Origin of the sequence: Bradyrhizobium macuxiense (genome assembly GCF_001542415.1) — a bacterium.
Classification (GTDB): Bacteria; Pseudomonadota; Alphaproteobacteria; order Rhizobiales; family Xanthobacteraceae; genus Bradyrhizobium; species Bradyrhizobium macuxiense.
The window spans coordinates 96,931-117,753 of the sequence record NZ_LNCU01000042.1; the positions used below are offsets into that span (position 1 = coordinate 96,931).

Annotated in this window: 17 protein-coding genes; 11 read left to right on the plus strand and 6 right to left on the minus strand. The window is 64.4% G+C overall.

Going from position 1 to position 20,823, the window contains the following annotated elements:
• Positions 1-7: 7 nt before the first annotated feature.
• The 3 genes from AS156_RS15410 to AS156_RS15420 all read left to right on the plus strand — a co-directional run bounded on the left by AS156_RS15410 (position 8) and on the right by AS156_RS15420 (position 2,903).
• The gene (locus tag AS156_RS15410) at positions 8-1,249 is read left to right on the plus strand and encodes a threonine synthase (protein WP_066505555.1); all 1,242 of its coding nucleotides are present in this window, start codon (positions 8-10) and stop codon (positions 1,247-1,249) included.
• Between the two features lie 94 nt (positions 1,250-1,343).
• On the plus strand, positions 1,344-2,312 hold the full coding sequence (locus AS156_RS15415) for a tripartite tricarboxylate transporter substrate binding protein BugD (protein ID WP_066505557.1): 969 nt from the start codon (positions 1,344-1,346) through the stop codon (positions 2,310-2,312).
• Between the two features lie 42 nt (positions 2,313-2,354).
• Positions 2,355-2,903 (plus strand): GrpB family protein, encoded by a 549-nt coding sequence (locus tag AS156_RS15420; RefSeq protein ID WP_066505560.1) that lies wholly within the window; start codon positions 2,355-2,357, stop codon positions 2,901-2,903.
• 18 nt (positions 2,904-2,921) lie between these two features.
• Here AS156_RS15420 and AS156_RS15425 read toward each other — a convergent pair whose 3' ends face one another.
• Positions 2,922-5,147: a lytic transglycosylase domain-containing protein gene (locus AS156_RS15425; RefSeq protein WP_066505563.1), complete on the minus strand. Its 2,226-nt coding sequence runs from the start codon at positions 5,145-5,147 to the stop codon at positions 2,922-2,924.
• 205 nt (positions 5,148-5,352) lie between these two features.
• On the opposite strand from AS156_RS15425, the gene AS156_RS15430 reads away from it, so the two are divergent.
• From AS156_RS15430 to AS156_RS15440, 3 genes are all read left to right on the plus strand, one after another.
• A complete protein-coding gene (locus tag AS156_RS15430) occupies positions 5,353-6,207 on the plus strand; it encodes an SMP-30/gluconolactonase/LRE family protein (protein ID WP_066505564.1) in 855 nt (284 codons plus the stop codon).
• Positions 6,208-6,496: 289 nt separating this feature from the next.
• Positions 6,497-8,221: a dihydroxy-acid dehydratase gene (gene ilvD / locus AS156_RS15435; RefSeq protein WP_066505566.1), complete on the plus strand. Its 1,725-nt coding sequence runs from the start codon at positions 6,497-6,499 to the stop codon at positions 8,219-8,221.
• The gene (locus AS156_RS15440) at positions 8,208-9,035 is read left to right on the plus strand and encodes a tetratricopeptide repeat protein (protein ID WP_066505567.1); all 828 of its coding nucleotides are present in this window, start codon (positions 8,208-8,210) and stop codon (positions 9,033-9,035) included. The genes ilvD and AS156_RS15440 overlap by 14 nt, the downstream gene beginning before the upstream one ends.
• 21 nt (positions 9,036-9,056) lie before the next feature.
• Here AS156_RS15440 and AS156_RS15445 read toward each other — a convergent pair whose 3' ends face one another.
• Positions 9,057-10,421 carry an MFS transporter gene (locus AS156_RS15445; protein ID WP_066505568.1) on the minus strand — a complete coding sequence of 455 codons (1,365 nt, stop codon included), beginning with the start codon at positions 10,419-10,421 and terminating at the stop codon, positions 9,057-9,059.
• A gap of 28 nt (positions 10,422-10,449) precedes the next feature.
• The gene (locus tag AS156_RS15450) at positions 10,450-11,214 is read right to left on the minus strand and encodes a GntR family transcriptional regulator (protein ID WP_066505569.1); all 765 of its coding nucleotides are present in this window, start codon (positions 11,212-11,214) and stop codon (positions 10,450-10,452) included.
• Positions 11,215-11,393: 179 nt separating this feature from the next.
• Between AS156_RS15450 and AS156_RS15455 the strand changes: the two genes are divergently transcribed.
• The 3 genes from AS156_RS15455 to AS156_RS15465 are packed head-to-tail and all read left to right on the plus strand — an operon-like array spanning position 11,394 to position 14,442.
• Positions 11,394-12,593, plus strand: a complete 1,200-nt coding sequence (locus AS156_RS15455; RefSeq protein ID WP_066505571.1) for a mandelate racemase/muconate lactonizing enzyme family protein — start codon at positions 11,394-11,396, stop codon at positions 12,591-12,593.
• Positions 12,594-12,602: 9 nt separating this feature from the next.
• The gene (locus AS156_RS15460) at positions 12,603-13,370 is read left to right on the plus strand and encodes a glucose 1-dehydrogenase (RefSeq protein ID WP_066505577.1); all 768 of its coding nucleotides are present in this window, start codon (positions 12,603-12,605) and stop codon (positions 13,368-13,370) included.
• A gap of 40 nt (positions 13,371-13,410) precedes the next feature.
• Positions 13,411-14,442, plus strand: coding sequence for an L-idonate 5-dehydrogenase (locus AS156_RS15465; RefSeq protein ID WP_066505579.1), 1,032 nt, complete (start codon positions 13,411-13,413; stop codon positions 14,440-14,442).
• 9 nt (positions 14,443-14,451) lie between these two features.
• On the opposite strand, the gene xth is transcribed toward AS156_RS15465, so the two are convergent.
• Together xth and AS156_RS15475 are read right to left on the minus strand one after the other, a co-directional pair.
• Positions 14,452-15,249, minus strand: a complete 798-nt coding sequence (gene xth / locus AS156_RS15470) for an exodeoxyribonuclease III (RefSeq protein ID WP_066505581.1) — start codon at positions 15,247-15,249, stop codon at positions 14,452-14,454.
• 127 nt (positions 15,250-15,376) lie between these two features.
• Complete coding sequence (locus AS156_RS15475) at positions 15,377-15,802, minus strand: GNAT family N-acetyltransferase (protein WP_066505884.1); 426 nt, start codon at positions 15,800-15,802, stop codon at positions 15,377-15,379.
• Between the two features lie 199 nt (positions 15,803-16,001).
• On the opposite strand from AS156_RS15475, the gene AS156_RS15480 reads away from it, so the two are divergent.
• Both AS156_RS15480 and AS156_RS15485 read left to right on the plus strand, forming a co-directional pair.
• On the plus strand, positions 16,002-17,135 hold the full coding sequence (locus tag AS156_RS15480; protein ID WP_136626239.1) for an efflux RND transporter periplasmic adaptor subunit: 1,134 nt from the start codon (positions 16,002-16,004) through the stop codon (positions 17,133-17,135).
• A gap of 3 nt (positions 17,136-17,138) precedes the next feature.
• The gene (locus AS156_RS15485; protein ID WP_066505585.1) at positions 17,139-20,267 is read left to right on the plus strand and encodes an efflux RND transporter permease subunit; all 3,129 of its coding nucleotides are present in this window, start codon (positions 17,139-17,141) and stop codon (positions 20,265-20,267) included.
• A gap of 43 nt (positions 20,268-20,310) precedes the next feature.
• On the opposite strand, the gene erpA is transcribed toward AS156_RS15485, so the two are convergent.
• Complete coding sequence (gene erpA / locus AS156_RS15490) at positions 20,311-20,640, minus strand: iron-sulfur cluster insertion protein ErpA (RefSeq protein ID WP_066505587.1); 330 nt, start codon at positions 20,638-20,640, stop codon at positions 20,311-20,313.
• Positions 20,641-20,823 lie beyond the last annotated feature (183 nt).

Consider the following 20,823-nt stretch of genomic DNA (forward strand, 5'->3'; position numbering starts at 1 on the left):
AGAATCCGTGAAAGACAACGACAACCTCACTATCGAACGCCCGACCTTCGTCACCCATCTCGAATGCGCGATGGAGGGGGATCACTATCCCGCCGACCTGGTGCACAACCTTTCCAAGGCCGGCAAGCCGCTGCTGGTGCGCTACGACCTCGCCGGCGTAAAGAAGGCGCTGACCAAGGACGCGCTGGCGCAGCGTCCGGCCGACATGTGGCGCTATCGCGAACTGCTGCCGGTGCGCAAGTGCAAGGACATCGTCAGCCTCGGCGAGGTCACGACGCCGCTGATCCGGCTGCCGAAGCTGGGCGCGAAACTCGGCGGCGGCGAGATCATCGTCAAGGACGAGGGGCGTCTGCCGACTGGATCATTCAAGGCGCGCGGCCTTGTGATGGCGGTGTCGATGGGCAAGGCGCTCGGCATCAAGCACATGGCGATGCCGACCAACGGCAATGCCGGTGCGGCGCTGGCGGCCTATGCAACCTCCTGCGGGATCAAGACGACGATTTTCTGCCCGGCCGACACGCCGGAGGTGAATGTCAGCGAGATCGAGCTGCAGGGCGCCACCGTCTACCGCGTCAACGGCTACATCGATGATTGCGGCAAGATCGTCGGCGAGGGCAAGGCCAAGGTCGGCTGGTTCGATACCTCGACGCTGAAGGAGCCTTACCGGATCGAAGGCAAGAAGACGATGGGCCTCGAGCTCACCGAGCAGCTCGGCTGGGAGGTACCCGATGTGATCTTCTATCCGACCGGCGGCGGCACCGGCCTGATCGGCATGTGGAAGGCCTTCGACGAGCTCGAGAAGATCGGCTTCATCGGTTCGAAGCGCCCGCGCATGGTCGCGGTGCAGGCGTCGGGCTGTGCGCCGATGGTGCGCGCTTATGAGGCAGGTACCGAGCACGCGGCCCGCTGGGAAGACGCGCACACGATCGCATCCGGCATCCGCGTGCCGCAGGCGATCGGTGACTTCCTGATCCTGCGCGCGGTGCGCGAGAGCAAGGGCTTTGCGATCGCCGTCGATGACGACAAGATTTCTGCCGCGCTCAACGAGGTCGCGCGCGAGGAGGGACTGTTGCTGTGCCCCGAGGGGGCCGCGACCTATGCTGCCTACAAGGAGAGTCTCGCTGACGGTCGCGTGGCCAAGACCGATCGCGTGATGCTGTTCAATTGCGCGAGTGGTCTGAAATATCCGCTGCCGCCGGTCACCCGGACGCTGGATCGCCACAAGCCGATCGATTTCTCGCAGTTCTGACGCATCATCCGAAGGGCCATCTTGTCGAAAGGTGGCCCTTCAAAAATGATGAGAACAAAAAATGATGAGAACAAGAAGATTGAGGGAGAGGGTGATGCGGAGACTGGTTCTGGCTGCGCTGGCGATGTTGGCATTGACCGGCATTGCGTCGGCAGAAAAATATCCCTCGCATCCTATCACCATCGTGGTGCCGTTTGCCGCCGGCGGGCCGTCGGACGCGATGGCGCGCATTCTCGGCGAGCGCATGAAGCAGTCGCTCGGCGAGGTGTTCCTGATCGAGAATGTGACGGGGGCAGGCGGCTCGATCGGCGTCGGCCGCGCGGCGCGCGCGGCGCCGGACGGCTACACCGTCTCGTTCGGCCATCTCGGCACCCATGTTGCGAACGGTGCGATCTACAAGCTCGGCTACGACCTCGTCGACGATCTCGAGCCGGTGGTGCTGTTGCCGAGCAACCCGATGATCATCGTCAGCAAGAACGCCGTGCCGGCGAAATCGCTCAAGGAGCTGCTGGCGTGGCTGAAGTCGCGCCCGGAGCCGCCGACCGCGGGCACCGCCGGCGCCGGCAGCGGCAGCCACATCGCCGGCCTGTATTTTGAGAATGTTTCCGGCATCAAGCTGCAATTCGTGCCGTATCGTGGCACCGGACCGGCGCTGAACGATCTTGTCGCGGGGCAGATCGACATCATTATCGACCAGACCTCGAACTCGATCAATCAGGTCCGCGCCGGCACCATCCGCGCCTATGCGGTCACCGACTCCAAGCGGGTCGAGAATGCGCCTGACATCCCGACCGTCGATGAAGCCGGCTTGCCCGGACTGCACATGACGCTGTGGTCGGGCCTCTGGGTGCCCAAGGGGACGCCGAAGGAGATCGTGGCCCAGCTCAATGCCGCAGCGATCGAGGCGATGAGCGATCCTGCCGTGCAGAAGCAGCTCGAAAATCTGGGCTTGCAGATGCCGCCGAAGGACCAGCTCACGCCGGAAGCGCTCGGCGCCTGGCAGAAGGCTGAGATCGCCAAGTGGTGGCCGATGATCAAGGCTGCTAATGTGAAGGTGGATTGAGGGCTCGCGGCGGCTCAAGCCGGCAAGCGATAGGGTTCGCTCATGGAGAAGTACGGCGCAGGAGCGATCGTTGTCTCCGCCTATGATCCCGACTGGCCGGCCCTGTTCGAGCAGGAGCGCGCCAGGATCCAGGGTGCGCTTGGAGGTCTCGCACTCGCCATCGAGCATATCGGCAGCACGGCAGTGCCGGGGCTGCCGTCCAAACCCATCATCGATCTGCTGGTTGGTGTGCCAAATCTCGATGAGGCACAACGGCGCTATGTCGAGCCGATGATCGCGCTCGGCTATATCTACATGCCGGAGTACCAGTCATGGCTGCCCGGCGAGCTGTTTTTCCGCAAGGGACCGCCCGGACCTTGGACCCACCATGTTCATGTGATGGAGCTATCCCATCACCGTTGGCAGAAGCTTGTCCTGTTTCGCGACTATCTCCGCGCCCATCCCGAGGCCGCGCGCGCTTACGCCGCCATCAAACGTGAACTTGCCAGCGCGTCCAAGGACGACATCGCTGCGTATCGAAACGGCAAGACCGCCTTCGTTGAAGCAACGACGGCCCAAGCGCTTGCCTGGGGGACGATGCGCAGTCGGTGATCCCTCGATCACCCGCGGTCACTGCCCCGGCGCTGCGTTCGTCTCCTGCGTTATCGCACCTTCGCCGCTCTTTGCGGCCACGGCCGTGCCGGCGTGCTCGAACCGCGCACGATAGACCGCGAAGTTCTCCATCACCCGTTGCACGTAATTGCGCGTTTCCGAGATCGGGATCCGCTCCACCCAGTCGACCGGATCGACGTTGGGATCGCGCGGGTCGCCATAGGCCTTGATCCAGTCGCGGACGCGGCCGCGGCCGGCGTTGTAGCCCGCGAAGGTCATGATGTTGCAGCCGTGATATTCCGACTGCAACGCGCTCAGCTCGGCGGCGCCCATCTGGGTGTTGTAGACGGGATCGGAAACCATCCGGTCCCAGTCGTAGCTGACGCCGAAGCGTTTTGCGGTGTCCCGTCCGGCTTCCGGCGTCACCTGCATCAGCCCGACCGCATTGGCCGACGACTTGTCGCGCTGGTCGAACGCGCTTTCGGTGCGCGCCACCGAGTAGGTCATGCTGCGCCCGATATCGGGAGCGATCGGGCTGTGCTTGGGAATGCCGATGATCGGAAAGGCGTAGTGGTCGAAGGCAAAGCCGCGCGCGAGTGCGATCTTGCCGATCTGGAGCATTGCGCGGGCATCGTTGCGGCGGCCGGTCAGCTCGCCGAGCGCTTGCAGCATGTCGACGTCGGAACTCTCCTCGGCGAGGTCGGAGACGAAGTAGAGCACAACGTCGGGTTCGCCGATGTCGTAGAGCATCTCGGCAGCACGGACCCGCTCGTCGCCCGCGGCACGGCCGGCGAGAACGCCCGGAGAGGGCGCGTGGAGATCGAGGCTGTCGCGCCCGAGCTTCGCGAGCGCGAGCTGACCGTAATAGGCGGTCGGATAGCGCGCCGCGGCCTCGTAGTCCGCATGCGCTGCCGTAGCCTTGCCGAGCGCCTCGGCCGCACGCCCGCGCCAGTAGGCGGCGCGTGACAGCACGGTCGGATTGGCCTGGCCTTCGTCGATCCGCGCGAAATGCACTGCTGCGGTCTTGGCGTCATCGAGATAGCGCAGCGCGATCCAGCCGTTCATGAAGTGCATGTCGGAACGGTAGTACGGGTTGTCCGGCAGTGCCGCGGGGCGGATCACGTCATAGGCGGTCTGGAACTGACCTTGGTCGAGCAGCTTGCGCGAGAGCAGGCGCCGCTCACGCCACCACTGATCGGTGTCCTGCTGCGACATGGTCTCCGGCGCGGCGGCGATCGTCACGCGGGCCGCGTCATCGATCTTGTTCTGCGCCAGCAACCACTGGATGCGGCAGAGCGTGTAGCCGAGATCGCGGCGGGCATCGGCTGGAACGTCGTCGAATGCGTCCTGCGCCTTCTTCGACTGCTCACGCACCGCGCTGCAGGCCTTCACGATGGCCAGATCGTCGCTGCCGAGCCGCTTCGCGGCGCGTCGGGCGCCGACGAGATCCTTGGCGCCGATCCGCTTGTCCATCCGCGCGCGGTGGTCGTCGTTTGTCAGCAGATCGTGGAATGCATCATAGGCATCGCTCTCGGTGCGATCCGACAGCTCGTCCGATCGCCAGGCCTCGCGGACCAGCTCGGTTGCTCCGTCGCGGTTGCCCTCAGTGAGCAGCACGCGCGCGAGCGCGAACTTGCCCTTGGCGCTGATCGGCTGATCGAGGGTAAAGCCATGAACCGTGGCCGCGTCGCTGCGCTCCTGCCACAGCCGCGCCTCCGCCTGACGGCGCAACAGCGCCATGCTCGGCCAGTCCGGATTAGCGGCAATGAACGCCGCATAGCGGCTGAAATTCGCCTGCGACTCGGAGTGGCGCAGCAGATACCATTCGACGAGCTTGCGCCCGGCAGGATCGCTGATCTTGGCCTGAAGCTCCGTCGCATCGCTGGTCTTGCCTCTGCGCGCCGCCAGGATCGCATCCTTGATAGCTGCAAGGTCGCCCGAGAGTTGCGGGCCGGCCGGTTTCTCAGGCGCAGTGGCCTTGTCACTGTCCGCGGACTTGGCAGGAGCGGATTTGGCCTTCGCGGATTTGCGTTGCTCGCCGCGTTTCGCGTGCTTGCGCTTGCCGGATGTCGTCTCGCGCGCCGACTTGTCGCTCGATGCTTTGGCGCCATGCGCCTTCTTGTCAGCGGCGTGGGCGTTCTTGGCCTGGTGTTGATGGTGCGGCTTCGCGATCACTTTGACCGGAAGCAGCGCGAATGCGGCAACGGTGGCGAAGCACGCCAGCGGGCGTAGGCAACGGTTCATTCCCTGGTCCCCCCTGCGAAACCATCAGGCACAAACAGCTTTCAAACGCGGCACAATCGGCCGCAGATTATCAGACCCCGATTCACAACCCCTTAAGATAGCCGCAACTCAACAGGGAAAAGGCGGCGAAATGTGGAATGCAGGGTGTGGAACCCGCAGGGAATCCAAAGTTCCACGCGGGGCAGGGACGATGCCGGGAGGATGCATGACGACAGAGCCTCGACTGAAAACCATCCTGGATGGCGGCCGCTATTTCGAGGCGCCGCGGTGGCACGACGGGCGGCTGTGGTTCGTCGACTGCATGGCTCGGACACTGCTCAGCATCAGTTCGTCGGGCGAACGGCAGGAGCATGCCGCCGTGACCGACGACACGCCCTGCGGCCTCGGGGTGTTGCCCGACGGCGACATCGTGGTGCTCACGATGTTCAGAAAACGGCTGCTGCGGTTTGCCGACGGTCAGCTCTCGCTTTACGCCGACCTCTCGCAACTCGCCGCCGGCACGATCGACGACATGATCGTCGACGGGCAGGGACGGGCCTATGTCGGCGATCTCGGCTTCGACCTGCCGCCGCCGGACAATCGCGGCGCCGTCGGCCGGATCATCTTGGTGATGCCGGATGGCAGCGCGCGCGTGGTCGCGGATGGCCTGCGCTTTCCCAATGGCATTGCCGTGTCGTCCGATCACACTCGGCTCGTTGTCGCCGAAATGGATGGCGCGTGTCTCGCCGACTACGACATCGCTCCGGACGGCAGCCCGCAACTCCGCGGACGGCTCGGCCGCATAAATGAACCCGACGGCATCTGCCTCGATCGTGACGGATCGGTCTGGGTCGCGTCCTTCACGGAGGATGCCTTCATCCGGATCGGGCGCGACGGCGCAGAGCGCGAGCGCATCGCGGTTCCTGGTCGCCGGGCGCTGGCCTGCGCGCTCGGCGGCGCCGAGAGGCGGACGTTGTTCTGCCTGAGCGCGGCCACGTCATACGAGGATCTGCGGAAGGGCAAGTCGGTGTCGCGGATCGATATCGTCGATGTCGAGACGGCGGGCGACGGCGATCCGTAGGCACGCGCCAGCACGGATCGGATGGGGGCGGCGGCGTAGATTCCCTCGAAGGCGGCATAAGGACCGGTAATGCATGGTTGCTCGATAGTCACGATTGTGTTGTCGTCGCAACAGTTGCCGATCATTTAACCTTACATTGAGCTGCATCCTGTGCCCGCCGCTTTTTGGCCACACCCCTCCATGAGATCATGTTCATAAAGTCGATTTGACCAGTGCTCGCGATGACGACGGGACATTTTTGATCCTTCCGGCGTTTGGGCGTGGGGCGGCTGGAAAACAGGTTCGTGCGATGGACGCCAAGACGAACATCAAGGGCAGGCTGCCGAGCCGTCACGTGACGGAGGGCCCCGAGCGCGCGCCGCACCGCTCCTATCTCTACGCGATGGGGCTGACGACAGCCCAGATTCATCAACCGTTTGTCGGCGTTGCTTCATGCTGGAATGAAGCTGCGCCCTGCAACATCTCGCTGATGCGCCAGGCCCAGGCGGTGAAGAAGGGCGTGGCTTCGGCCGGCGGCACGCCGCGCGAGTTCTGCACCATCACCGTCACCGACGGCATCGCCATGGGCCATGACGGTATGCGCTCGTCGCTGCCGTCGCGCGAATGCATCGCCGACTCAGTCGAGCTGACGGTTCGCGGCCATTCCTACGACGCGCTGGTCGGCCTCGCCGGCTGCGACAAGTCGCTGCCGGGCATGATGATGGCGATGGTCCGGCTGAACGTGCCCTCGATCTTCATCTACGGCGGCTCGATCCTGCCCGGCAACTTCCGCGGGCAACCGGTTACCGTGCAGGACATGTTCGAGGCCGTTGGCAAGCACTCCGTCGGCGCGATGTCGGACGAGGACCTGGACGAGATCGAGCGGGTGGCGTGCCCCTCGGCCGGCGCCTGCGGCGCCCAGTTCACCGCCAACACCATGGCGACGGTCTCCGAGGCGATCGGCCTGGCGCTCCCGTATTCTGCCGGGGCTCCGGCGCCTTACGAGATCCGCGACTCCTTCTGCGCCGCCGCCGGCGAGAAGGTGATGGAGCTGATCGAGAAAAATATCCGCCCGCGGGACATCGTTACCCGGGAAGCCCTTGAGAATGCTGCGGCTGTCGTTGCAGCCTCAGGTGGTTCGACCAATGCTGCGCTGCACCTTCCGGCGATCGCGCATGAGTGCGGAATTAAATTCAATTTGTTCGACGTTGCCGAAATCTTCAAAAAGACTCCTTACGTCGCGGATTTGAAGCCGGGCGGCCGTTATGTTGCCAAAGACATGTTCGAGGTTGGTGGCATTCCGCTGCTGATGAAGACGCTGCTCGACAATGGCTACCTGCACGGGAATTGCTTGACCGTCACGGGCCGAACGATCGCCGAAAACCTCAAAAGCGTGAAATGGAATCCGCACCAGGATGTGGTGCGGCCCGCTGACAATCCGATCACCGTGACAGGTGGTGTTGTCGGGTTGAAGGGTAATCTCGCTCCGGAGGGTGCGATCGTGAAGGTCGCGGGTATGTCCAATCTGAAGTTCACCGGTCCGGCCCGGTGCTTCGACCGCGAGGAAGACGCCTTCGAGGCCGTCCAGAGGCGCACCTACAAGGAAGGCGAGGTCATCGTCATCCGCTACGAGGGCCCCAAGGGCGGGCCGGGCATGCGGGAGATGCTGGCGACCACGGCTGCGCTGACCGGGCAGGGCATGGGCGGCAAGGTCGCGATGATCACAGACGGCCGGTTCTCCGGCGCCACCCGTGGTTTCTGTATCGGCCATATCGGGCCCGAAGCGGCCATCGGCGGGCCGATTGCCCTGTTGCAGGACGGCGACATCATCGAGATCGATGCTGAGGCCGGTGATCTTAACGTAAAATTGAGCGACGCCGAGCTCGCAAATCGTAAGACCAAATGGGCCCCTCGCGCGACTAACCACACATCTGGTGCGCTGTGGAAGTACGCCGAGCAAGTGGGGCCGGCGGTGGATGGCGCTGTCACCCATCCGGGTGGCGCGCACGAGAAACAGTGTTATGCGGACGTTTAGGCGTACGATATTTGCGTTGGCGTTAGGGGCCATTCCGGTGGCGGGCCCCGGATTCGGATTCGATGGAGCCCCGGTTAACCCGAAGGATACCGCGCTTCCGGTGGTTTCTCCGCAGCCCGGTACGGCGGCCGCCCTGAAGCGCACCGCGGCGCCGGCCACTTCGCCGGACACGCTGTCGAACTCCACCGTCATGTCGCTGGCCGAGAGTGGCCACCCGATCGCGCAGTGGAAGCTCGGCAAGATGTACGCCGACGGGGATGGGGTCGCGCAGGACGATCTGCGGGCCTTCGAGTATTTCAGCCGCATCGCCAATGCGCATGCCGAGGACTCGCCGTCGGCGCCACAGGCCTCGGTCGTGGCGAACGCTTTCGTGGCGCTCGGCCGCTACTATCTGAGCGGCATTCCCAATTCCAAGATCAAGCCGGACACCGAGCGGGCGCGGGAAATGTTCTCCTATGCCGCCTCTTATTTCGGCAACGCCGACGCCCAGTACGACCTCGCCAGGCTGTACCTGAAGACGCCGGACGCCTCGCGCGACGATTTCCGCTATGGCGCCCGCTGGCTCGGTCTGGCCGCGCAAAAGGGCCAGCACCAGGCGCAGGCGCTGCTCGGCCAGATGCTGTTCAACGGCGACCGCCTGCCGCCGCAGCGGGCGCGGGGCCTGATGTGGCTGACGCTGGCGCGTGACAGCGCGACGCCTGATGAGACCTGGATCAAGGAAAGCTACAACCGGGCGATCGCTAAGGCCTCCGAGGACGATCGCGCGATGGCGCTGCAGATGCTCGAGCACTGGGTGCAGGGCCGCCGGGACTAATTCCCTGCGGCCCTCGCGCCGTCAGTCGTGCTCGTATCCGTAGACCTCCGGCAGGATGAAGATCGCGGCGAGCAGCCCGATCAGCGGGAAGATCGCGACGAGCAGCGTCGCGTTGGCCTGGCCGATCGCTGCGAACAGCGACGGGAACAGGAAGATCGCCAGGAACGACGGCAGCTTCACGAACATGTAGGAGAAGCCAGACGCGGTCCCGCGATATTGCGGCTTGGCGACCATGGTCGGGATCGTCATGCAGTTCGAGGCGTCCCAATAGTGTCCCCACAGCATGGCGGCGGCCGCGAACGGCAGGATGTACTTGTGGCCGGTGTAGAGCGCAGCCGCTGCGACCAGCAGCGAAGCCAGCACGATCCCGAAGCCCGCAATGGCGATGCCGCGGTGACCGATCTTCGGCGTGAGCAGAGGTCCGACCCAGCCTGACACCGCGGCGAACGTGAACAGCGCCATGGTGACGAGATTGTTGCCGAGCACGGAGGAGACGCCGACCATCGCGAACAGCACCGGCAGATAGAACGCAAAGGTGGAGAATTCGCTGCCTTGCGCGAAGCAGGCGATCCAGCCGTACAAGGTGGCGCGCCAGCGGATCGGATCCTTGCGCAGATCGGCGATGAAGGCGGACGTGCGCGGCCTCGGCATGACCACGTCCTGGTCCGGCAGCATCGCCAGATCGTCGTTGTACATGTGTCGCGCGACTTCCTTGGCCTCGCGGAAACGGCCGCGCTGCACCAGCCATACAGCGGTTTCGGGCACGTCGTGGCGCATGATCAGGATGATCAGTGCAGGGACTGCGCCGAGGCCGAGCGTGACGCGCCACAGCGTCTCGTGCTGCATGTTGGTGAGCAGGAACAGGATGATGACGCCGATCGTCAGCACCTCGCCGACCGCGAACATGAACTGCCAGCGGTTGCCCATGACCTCGCGCTCGCCCTTGGCCATGGATTCCATGATGTAGGTGTAGCCGGTCGAGATATCGCTGCCGAGCGGAATGCCGAGCAGGAAGCGGATCACGATCAGCCAGGTCACGTTGGGCACCACGGACTGCGCCAGCGCCAGCACGATGAACATGATCATGGTCGCGATGAACATCACGCGGCGGCCGATCTTGTCTGACAGCCAGCCGCCGATCAGGGCGCCGATCAGCGCGCCGCCCTGCGTGCCGGCGGCGGCGAGCCCGAGCATCAGCGGATCGGGATTGTACTGCTCCTTGATGAAGATCAGCACGAAGGCGATCGAGTAGAGATCCCAGGCCTCGACCAGGATCGAGGCCATCATCAGCCAGCCGACCTTGTTGCCCTTCGGGCTGTAGTTAGTGACGAGGTGGCGGACCGCGCTGTCGATCGCTGTCTGCTGCGGAAGTGCCATCGTGGTCATTGCATTGCTCCCGTTGTCCGTTGAAGTGTTACGCGCCGAGCAGCGGCTCGATGCTGCAATCGAGCAGCCGTGGATCGATGCCGGCTTCCATGCCCTCGAACATCGTGTCCATGTGATCGATCAATACGTCGCTCGCCGTCATCGCGCGGTCGACGCGGCGGTTGGCCACCGCGTTGAGAATGGCGAGATGGCTGTCGATGGTGCCGGACAGGTCGGCCTGTCCGGGCATGTAGCTGTGATGGATGAAGCCGATGCGGCGATAGAGCGTGTGCAGCGGCCGCAGCGTGTGGGCAAGGAAAGGTTCGCCGGCGGCGGCCAGGATCAGGCTGTCGATGCGGCGGTCGAGGCTGTTGAATTCATCGAGCGTGAGCGTCGCGTGTTTGTCCTTCATCACCCGCTCGATATGCAGGGCCTGATTGCGGTGCGAGAGGCTGGCGCGTTCGGCGGCGAGGCGAATGACGAAGCGCTCGAGGTCGCGGCGCAGCGCCAGCAGCAGGCGCTCGCGCGCCAGGTCGATCGGTGCGATCTGCAGGCCGTGGCGCGGGCGGATGATGATCAGGGTGTCGGCGGACAGCGTGCTGACCGCGTTATGCACCGGCGTGCGGCCGAAGCCGGTGAGGGTCTGCAGATCCTGCACGGTGAGGAACTGGCCCGGCCGCAGTTCGCAATTGACCAGCAGATCCTCGATCCGCTGATAGGCGAGCTCAAAGAAGTTGATGCGATTGCGCCGGCCGGGGGCCTCGTCCCCGTCGCCGGGACGGACGATTTCAAGCGCGCGCTTGCGCCGTACCATTCGTTTCCTCCCGCCGGCCCGCGTCCATCGCGTGAGCCCGATTGATCGCCTCGCTTAAAACATGTTGTGAAATATTACAAGCGGCCGTATCAATGACCTCAAGGGCCTCCACAACGGGGGGCGCATTCGCAATCAAGAACAAGCGCCCGTGCGCGTGCGGGTTCCGGGAGGACATCGCGATGAAAATCACCTCGATCGAAACGCTGCGCACGGAAGAATTCGCCAACGTGATCTGGGTTCGCGTCCACACCGATACCGGACTGATCGGGCTCGGCGAGACCTTCTATGGCGCGGGCGCGGTCGAGGCGCAGATCCACGACACCTTTGCCGGCCGGCTGCTCGCGCGTAATCCGCTGCATATCGAGGCGATACATCGCGACATGCTCAATCTGCCGATGGCGCAATCGTCGACCGGCGTCGAGTATCGTGCTGCGTCCGCGATCGACATCGCGCTGTGGGATCTGTTCGGCAAGGTCTGCGGCCAGCCGGTGCACCAGATGCTCGGCGGTCTCTGCCGCGACAAGCAACGCATCTACAACACCTGCGCCGGCACCAGTTATGTCCGATCGACCAACATCAGCCCGGTGTCGAACTGGAATCTTGGCAAGGCGCAGGGGCCGTACGAAGATCTCGACGGCTTCATGAACCGCGCCGATGCGCTCGCGGAGAGCCTGCTCGAGAGCGGCATCTCGGCGATGAAGATCTGGCCGTTCGATCCGGCCGCGCAGGAGAACAAGGGGCTCTACATCACCGCGGCGCAGATGAAGCAGGCAATCGAGCCGTTTGAGAAAATCCGCAAGGCCGTCGGCGACAGGATGGAGATCATGGTCGAGCTCCACTCGCTGTGGAACCTGCCGACCGCGAAGCAGATCGCGCGTGCGCTCGAGCCCTACAAGCCGACCTGGTACGAGGACCCGATCCGCATGAACTCGCCGCAGGCGCTTGCCGAATATGCGCGCTCGACCGACGTCTGGGTTTGCGCCAGCGAGACGCTCGGCTCACGATTTCCCTATAAGGACATGCTCGACCGCGACGCCATGCATGTGGTGATGGCCGATCTGTGCTGGACCGGTGGTCTCACCGAAGGCCGCAAGATCGCGGCGATGGCCGAGACCTATCACCGGCCGTTCGCACCGCACGACTGCATCGGACCGGTCGGCTTCATCGCCGCGATCCACATGTCGTTCAGCCAACCGAACACGCTGATCCAGGAGTCCGTGCGCGCCTTCTACAAGGGCTGGTACAACGAGCTTGTCACCACCATGCCCGTGATCAAGGATGGCTATGTCTATCCGATGGAAGGGCCGGGGCTCGGCGTCGACCTGCTTCCCGCCGTCTATCAACGGTCCGACCTGACCGTTCGCCGCACGAACGTTTGAGGACCTGACATGAGCACCGCCTTGTTTGATCTCTCCGGCCGCACGGCGCTCGTAACCGGCTCCTCCCGCGGCCTCGGCCGCGCCATCGCCGAAGGCATGGCGAAAGCCGGCGCGCGGCTGATCATCAACGGCGTCGATCCGGCCCGCGTGGAGACAGCGGTCGCCGAGTTTCGCGCCGCAGGCCACAAGGCTGACGGCGCAGCGTTCGATGTCACCGACGAGGCCGCGATCGTCGCGACATTCGAGCGCTTCGACCGCGAGGGCATCGCGGTCGACATCCTCGTCAACAATGCCGGCATCCAGCGTCGCAAGCCGCTGGTCGAGTTCACCACCGACGAATGGCGCAAGGTGATCGAGACCAACCTCACCAGCGCCTTCGTCATTGGGCGCGAGGCGGCCAAGCGGATGATCCCGCGCAAGCGCGGCAAGATCGTCAACATCGGCTCCCTCGGCAGCGAACTGGCGCGGCCGACCATCGCGCCTTACACGGCGGCGAAGGGCGGCATCCGCAACCTCACGCGCTCGATGGCCGTGGAATGGGCCCAGAGCGGCATCCAGGCCAATGCCATCGGACCCGGCTATATGCTGACCGACATGAACGAGGCGCTGATGTCGAACCCCGACTTCAACAACTGGCTGATGTCGCGCATCCCATCGAAGCGCTGGGGCAAGCCGGACGAACTGGTCGGTGCCGCGATCTTCCTGGCTTCCGAGGCGTCCAACTATGTCAACGGCCAAATCATCTATGTCGACGGCGGAATGCTGGCGGCGATGTGATCGCGGCTATCCGCTCGCCCATCAAGTGAGGGACTGAACCATGCGCGCCGTCGTCATCCACGCCCCCCACGATTTGCGGATCGACAGTTTTGAGAATCCCGCGCCGGCGCCGCACCAGGTGCGGGTCAAGATCGCGGCCGGCGGCATCTGCGGGTCGGATCTGCATTACTATCATCACGGCGGCTTCGGCACGGTGAGGATCCGAGAGCCGATGGCGCTGGGGCACGAGATTTCGGGGACGATCGCCGATGCCGGCTCCGGCATATCCCATCTGCGTCCGGGAATGCGCGTGGCGGTGAATCCGAGCCTGCCGTGCGGGCAGTGCTCCTATTGCCGCGAGGGCATGCGCAACCAATGCACCGACATGCGCTTCCTCGGCAGCGCGATGCGATTTCCCCATGTGCAGGGTGGCTTCCGCGAATTCATCACGGTCGATGCGTCGCAGGCGATCCCGATCGCCGAACGCCTGTCGTTCGCCGAGGCCGCGATGGCCGAACCTTTTGCTGTCTGTCTTCATGCCGGACGCCAGGCGGGCAGCCTGCTCGGCAAGCGGGTGCTGGTCACGGGCTGCGGGCCGATCGGGGCATTGATGGTGGTGGTCGCGCGCTACGGCGGGGCGGCCGAGATCGTCGCCACTGATATCGCGGAGGCGCCGCTGGCGGTCGCCCGCAAGCTTGGTGCTACGCAGGCGATCAACAGCACAACGGATGCCGCCGCGCTCGACCCCTACAAGGCCGGCAAGGGCCAGCTTGACGTGCTGTTCGAGGCATCAGGCAATCAGGCTGCGCTGCGGTCGGCGCTCGATCTGCTGCGGCCGGGCGCCGTCATCGTGCAGGTCGGGCTCGGCGGCGAGGTGACGCTGCCGATCAACACCATCGTCGCCAAGGAGCTGCAGCTCCGTGGCACCTTCCGCTTCGATCCCGAGTTCGAGCTGGCGCTGCGGTTGATGGGCGAGGGGCTGGTCGACCTGAAGCCGCTGCTGTCGGCCTCGGTCCCGTTCGAATCCGCGGTCGATGCGTTCGAGCTCGCCAGCGACCGTTCGCGCTCAATGAAGGTGCAACTGACCTTCTAGGTTGGCGCGTCAGGCCGTCTCGAAATCGAGGTCGGCCCAGACCGGAACGTGGTCCGACGGCTTCTCCCAGGCGCGGACGTAGCTGTCGATGCCGACATCGATCAGCCGGTCGCTGGCCTGTGGCGACATCAGAAGATGATCGATCCGGATGCCCCAGTTCTTCTGCCAGGCGCCGGCCTGATAGTCCCAGAAGGTGTACTGACTCGGCTCGTCGTTGACCGCGCGCAGGGCGTCGGTGAGGCCGAGGCCGAGCAGCGACTGGAAGGCTTCACGGGTCTGCGGACGAAACAGGGCGTCGTCGATCCAGGCGGCCGGGTTGTAGACGTCGCGCGCCGCCGGAATGACGTTGAAGTCGCCGGCGAGGACCAGCGGTTCCTCGGTCTTAAGTCGCTCCTTCGAGTACTCAAGAAGCCGCGACATCCATTTGAGCTTATAGGGATATTTTTCGGTGTTCGGCGGGTTGCCATTGGGCAGATAAAGGCAGGCGACCCGGATCACGCCCTGTTTCAGCGTGACGACGCCCTCAAGGAAGCGCGCGTGAGCATCTTCGTCGTCGCCAGCCAGTCCCGATTTGGTCTCGTCGAACGGCAATTTCGAGAGCAGCGCGACACCGTTGAAGGTCTTCTGGCCGTGGGTGACGACGTTGTAGCCGAGCGACTCGATCTCGAGGCGGGGAAACGCCTCGTCGACGCATTTGATCTCCTGTAGGCAGACGATGTCGGGGGAGGCTTCCTTCAGCCAGCTCAAGAGATGCTCGAGCCGTTGCCGTATCGAATTGACATTCCAGGTCGCGATGCGAACCGACATCGAAAGTCCTTTATTGCATGGGGTTTTCGCGTGAGCGGCAGCCAGCAGCCACAGGGATACCCCCAAAGTGGACGGCTCCACAACACGTCATTGAGAGCCGCGTGCGTTCATCGACAGGCGTTTCGCCTTAGGCCAGGCGTTTCCGCATCTCGATGTGCGGGATGCCGGCCTCGTCGAACTCGTCGCCGACCCGCTCGAACCCAACGCGCGCGTAGAACGGCTCAGCATGCGTCTGCGCATTGAGGATCAGTTCGGGATAGCCGAGTTCGCTCGCCTTCGCCATCAGCGCGTCCAGCACGCGGGCGCCCATGCCCGAACCGCGCGCCACCTTGAGCACGGCCATGCGGCCGATATGGCCATCGGGCAGCAGCCGGCCCGTGGCCACGGCCGTGCCGTCCTCGGCAAACGCCAGCGCGTGCCAGCTCGGCGCGTCCATGTCGTCCCACTCCAGTTCCACCGGCACGCGCTGCTCCTCGACAAAGACGCTGTAGCGGATGGCGCGGGAGCGTTCGCGGGCTTCCTCCCAAGTGCAGACGAGGACAGAGGCGGACATGAGGCTTTGCATCGGAATGTTGATGAAGGGGAGAATGACGCATTCGACGGCCCGCGCCGCGGCCGCACAATTTCACCTTGGTGGCATACCATGTGCCGGCGGCCTGTGTTAATGCTCCAGAAACAAGGCGAAACAATTGCCGTCGGGGAGCTACGAACCGTTCCGGTCTCCCGGGATGGGGCGGGGCGTGTGCGGGACTATGAAGAAACGCAATTTTCTACTGACTATTGCCGTTCTCGGCATTGTGGCCGGAATGGCGTTTGCGACGCGGTCGTCATGGATGGGTGGCGACGCCGCAACGGCGCAGGGGACCCACCAGCAGCGCGTTGTTTCGATCGACCTCGCCAAGGCCGAACGCAAATCGGTTCCGGTCGATGTCGATGCGATCGGAACGGTGACGCCGATCTCCAGCGTCGCGCTGAAGTCGCGGCTGGAGACGACCATCGTCTCGGTTCATTTTGAGGATGGCGCTAGAGTCAACGAGGGCGACCTGCTGTTCACGTTGGACGCGCGGCAGATTGACGCGCAGATCGAGCAGGCCGAGGGCGTCCTGGCCAGGGACCAGGCCCAGCTCGAAGGTGCACAGCGCGACCTCCGCCGCTATACCGAACTCGTCGGCAAGGGCGCGACCACACAGGTCAACCTCGACAATGCCAAGACCCAGTCCGACATCCTGATCGGCACTATCAAGGCCGACCAGTCGGCGCTCGACAATCTCCGCGTCCAGAAGAGCTTCACGATCATCCGCGCGCCGTTTGCCGGCCGGATCAGCGCCGCCAACGTCAAGGTGGGGAACTTCGTGCGTCCTGCCGACACCCAGCCGCTCGCGACCATCAACCAGATGGCGCCGGTCTATGTCACTTTCGCCGTTCCCCAGCGCGCGCTGGTCGATCTTCGCGAGGCCATCGGGAAGGGCTATCCGAAAGTGGTCGCGACCGTTCCCGGCCGTCAGCGCTCAGAGCAGGGCAAGGTCGCGATGGTCGAGAACACCGTCGATGCGACCACCGGCATGGTCACCGTGCGCGGCATCATGACGAACGAGAACGAGACGCTGTGGCCGGGCACGATCGTGCAGACCAAGCTGATCATCCGCAGCGAGGAGGCAGTCGTGGTGCCGACCGTCGCGGTTCAGCGCAGCCAGAACGGCAACTTCGTGTTCGTTGCGAAGGACGGCGTGGCTCGCGTACAGCCGGTCAAGGTCGATCGCACGTCCCAAGGCAGCTCGGTCATATCGGAGGGACTGGCGGGCGGTGAGAGCGTCGTCGTGGACGGCCAGCTCCTGCTGTCTGATGGTTCACGGGTCGAGCCACGGGCGCGCAAGGCCGGGGCTTAGCAGATGACGCTCTCCGAGCTCTGTATCCGTCGGCCGGTGATGACGACGCTGATCACCGCCTCGATCATCGCCTTCGGTGTGTTCGGCTTCCGCCTGCTGCCGGTCTCGGCGCTGCCCAAGGTGGACTTCCCGACCATCGCCGTCACCGCCACCTTGCCGGGCGCAAGCGCCGACACCATGGCCGCATCGGTCGCCGGCATCATCGAGCGCCAGCTCTCGACGATTGCCGGCATCTCCTCGATGTCCTCGAACTCGTCGCAGGGCACAAGCGTCATCACCATCCAGTTCGACCTCAACCGCAATATCGACGCCGCCGCGCTCGACGTGCAGACCGCGCTGACGATCGCGCAGCGCCGCTTGCCGATCGAGATGATCATTCCGCCGAGCTTCCGGAAGGTGAATCCGGCGGATTTCCCGGTGCTGTTCGTCTCGCTGGGGTCGGCGACGCTGCCGCTCTCAAAGGTGAATGAGTATGGCGACATCACGATCGGGCAGGCGCTGTCGCAGCTTCCCGGCGTGGCGCAGGTCCTGATCTATGGCGCGCAGAAATTCGCGATCCGCGTCCAGGCCGATCCGGAGGCCGCCGCCGCCCGCGGCGTCTCGATGGAGGATATCCGCGCTGCCGTCTCGCGCGCCAACTCCTCGACCCCGGTCGGAACGCTGAATGGCCCCAAGCAGGACGTCGCGCTGCAGGCCTCCGGCCAGATGGACAAGGCCGCCGACTACCGCCAGATCTACGTCGCATGGCGCAACGGATCGCCGGTGCGGCTGGACGAGATCGCCAAGGTCTATGACAGCGTCGAGAACGACAAGATCGCGACCTGGCTGAATGACGAGCGGGCGATCGTGCTCGCGATCCAGAAGCAGCCGGACGCCAACACCGTGGCTGTTGTCGATGCGGTGCTCGCCAAGCTGCCGTCGCTGCGCGCCGCGATCCCGCCCTCGGTGACCATGCAGGTCATGATGGACCGCTCGGTCTCGATCCGGCAGGCGGTCAACGATGTCGAGGAGACCCTGCTGATCGCGATCGCGCTGGTGATCCTGGTGATCTTCCTGTTCCTGCGCTCGGCGTCCGCAACCTTCATCCCGGCGCTGGCGGTGCCGATCTCGCTGTTCGGCACCTGTGCGGCGATGTATGCGCTGGATTATTCCATCAACAACATGACGCTGCTGGCGTTGACGCTCTCGGTCGGCTTCGTGGTCGACGACGCCATCGTGATGCTGGAGAACATTGTCCGCCATATCGAGCACGGCATGAAGCCGTTCGAGGCTGCCCTGAAGGGCGCGCGCGAGATCGGCTTCACGATCATCTCGATCACGTTCTCGCTGATCGCCGTGTTCATCCCGGTGCTCTTGATGGGCGGTATCGTCGGCCGCGTGTTCCGCGAATTCGCGGTGACGATCTCGGTCGCGATCATCGTCTCCGGCTTTGTGTCGCTGACGCTGACGCCGATGCTGTGCGCCCGCGTGCTGCGCGCCCATGACCCGAGCAAGCGGCCGAACATCGTGCTGCGGGCGTTCGAGGCGATGTTCGAGGCCTGGCTGCGCACCTATGAATGGGCGCTGGACTGGGTGCTGGCCAAGAAGGCGCTGATGCTGGTCGTGACGATCGCCACGCTCGGCGGCACCATCTATCTCTACATGATCGCGCCGAAGGGCTTCTTCCCGCAGGAGGACACCGGCTTCCTGATCGGCGTGACGGAGGCTGCGACTGACACCTCGTTCGAGGCGATGAAGGTCCGTCAGCAGGCGCTGGTCGACGTGCTCCGCACCGATCCGGCGATCGACTACATCAACTCCACCGTCGGCTCCGGAGGTCCCAATCCGACCACCAACTACGGCCGGCTGTTCATCGCGCTGAAGGACCAGAAAAAGCGTGACAACGCCGCCGTCGTGATCGGCCGCCTCAGACAGAAGGCGCGCGAGATCCCGGGCATGCAGGCGTTCTTCCAGAGCGTCCAGAACCTCAACATCGGCGGCCGGGTGTCGAAGAGCCAATACCAGTATGTGATGCAGAGCGGCGACACCGAGGCGCTCTACGGGTTGGCGCCTGACATGCGGGACAAGATCGAGAAGATCCCGGGCCTGCTCGACGTCACCACCGATCTCTACATCAAGAACCCGCAGATGACGGTCGATATCGACCGCGAGAAGGCCGCGGTCTACGGCGTCACCGTCGACCAGGTCCGCAACCAGCTCTACAACGCCTACGGCTCGCGGCAGATCGGCACCATCTACATGCCGTCCAACGACTATCAGATCATCCTGGAGGCGCAGCCGCAGTTTCGCGTCGACCCGTCCGACCTCTCAAAGCTCTACATGAAGACGGCAAACGGCCAGACCATTCCGCTGGACGCGGTCGCGAAGCTCATCCCGACGGTCGGACCGCTGCAGATCAACCACCAGGGCCAGCAGCCGGCGGTGACGATCTCGTTCAACCTCGCGCCTAGCTATTCGCTCGGCTACGCCGTCGACAAGATCACCGAGCTCGAGCGCAACGCGAACCTGCCGCCGACGATCGCGACCGGCTTCTCCGGCACCGCGCAGGTCTTCCAGGATTCGCTGCGCGGGCAGGGCGTGCTGATCCTCGCCGCCGTGTTCGCGGCCTTCGTGATCCTGGGCATCCTCTATGAGAGCTTCATCCACCCGATTACGATCATCTCAGGCCTGCCGTCGGCTGGTATCGGCGCGATCCTGACGCTGATGCTGTTCGGGATGGAGCTGTCTGTCATCGCGATGATCGGCATCATCATGCTGGTCGGCATCGTCAAGAAGAATGCGATCATGATGGTCGACTTCGCGCTGGAGCGCCGCCGCGTCGGCCTGAGCGCCGAACACGCGATCCGCGAGGCCGCGCTGCTGCGCTTCCGTCCGATCATGATGACGACCTTCGCCGCGATCTTCGGCACGCTGCCGATCGCGCTCGGCGCCGGCGCGGGGGCGGAGCTGCGTCAGCCGCTCGGCGTCGCCGTGGTCGGTGGTCTCTGCGTATCTCAGTTGCTGACGCTGTTCATCACGCCGGTGATCTACATCTATCTCGACCGCATCGACCGCAAGCTGCGGCGCAAGCTCGATCCGCAGCTCGATGCCGGCGGCGATGGCGAGCGGCAGCAGGTGGTCGCGGCCGAGTAGCCGACCGCTTAGGCGTTCGGAATACGCGTCGCGGCAGGAAGGATCAGATCGAGAAGCTGGTGCCGCAGCCGCAGGAGGCGGTGGCGTTCGGATTGACGACGCGGAACGAGGCGCCGATCAGGTCGTCGACGAAGTCGACTTCCGAGCCTGCAAGGAACGGGACCGAGGCGGGGTCGACCAGCACCACAGCATTGTCGCGCTCGATCACGAGGTCGTCATCGGCCTGGGTGCGCTCGACGTCGAACTTGTACTGAAAGCCGGAGCAGCCGCCGCCTTCGACCGAAATGCGCAGCTTGGCGCCTTCGCCTTCCTTGCTGAGGATCTGCCCGATACGGCGGGCGGCCCGTTCGCTGACGGTGATGGCAGCAGTCATGATCGGTCTCCGAAGCTCTTTTGAGCATGATCTCCGCGCAAACGCTACGGGTTTGTCGCGAGGGAAAACCGGTGTCCACTTTTCCGGATCATGCTCGGCGTCATACCCTATTCATTTGGTATCCCGCCCATCACATAGTTAAGTGCGTCGTGCCGTGGAATCAAATGGATAAGGACTAAAATA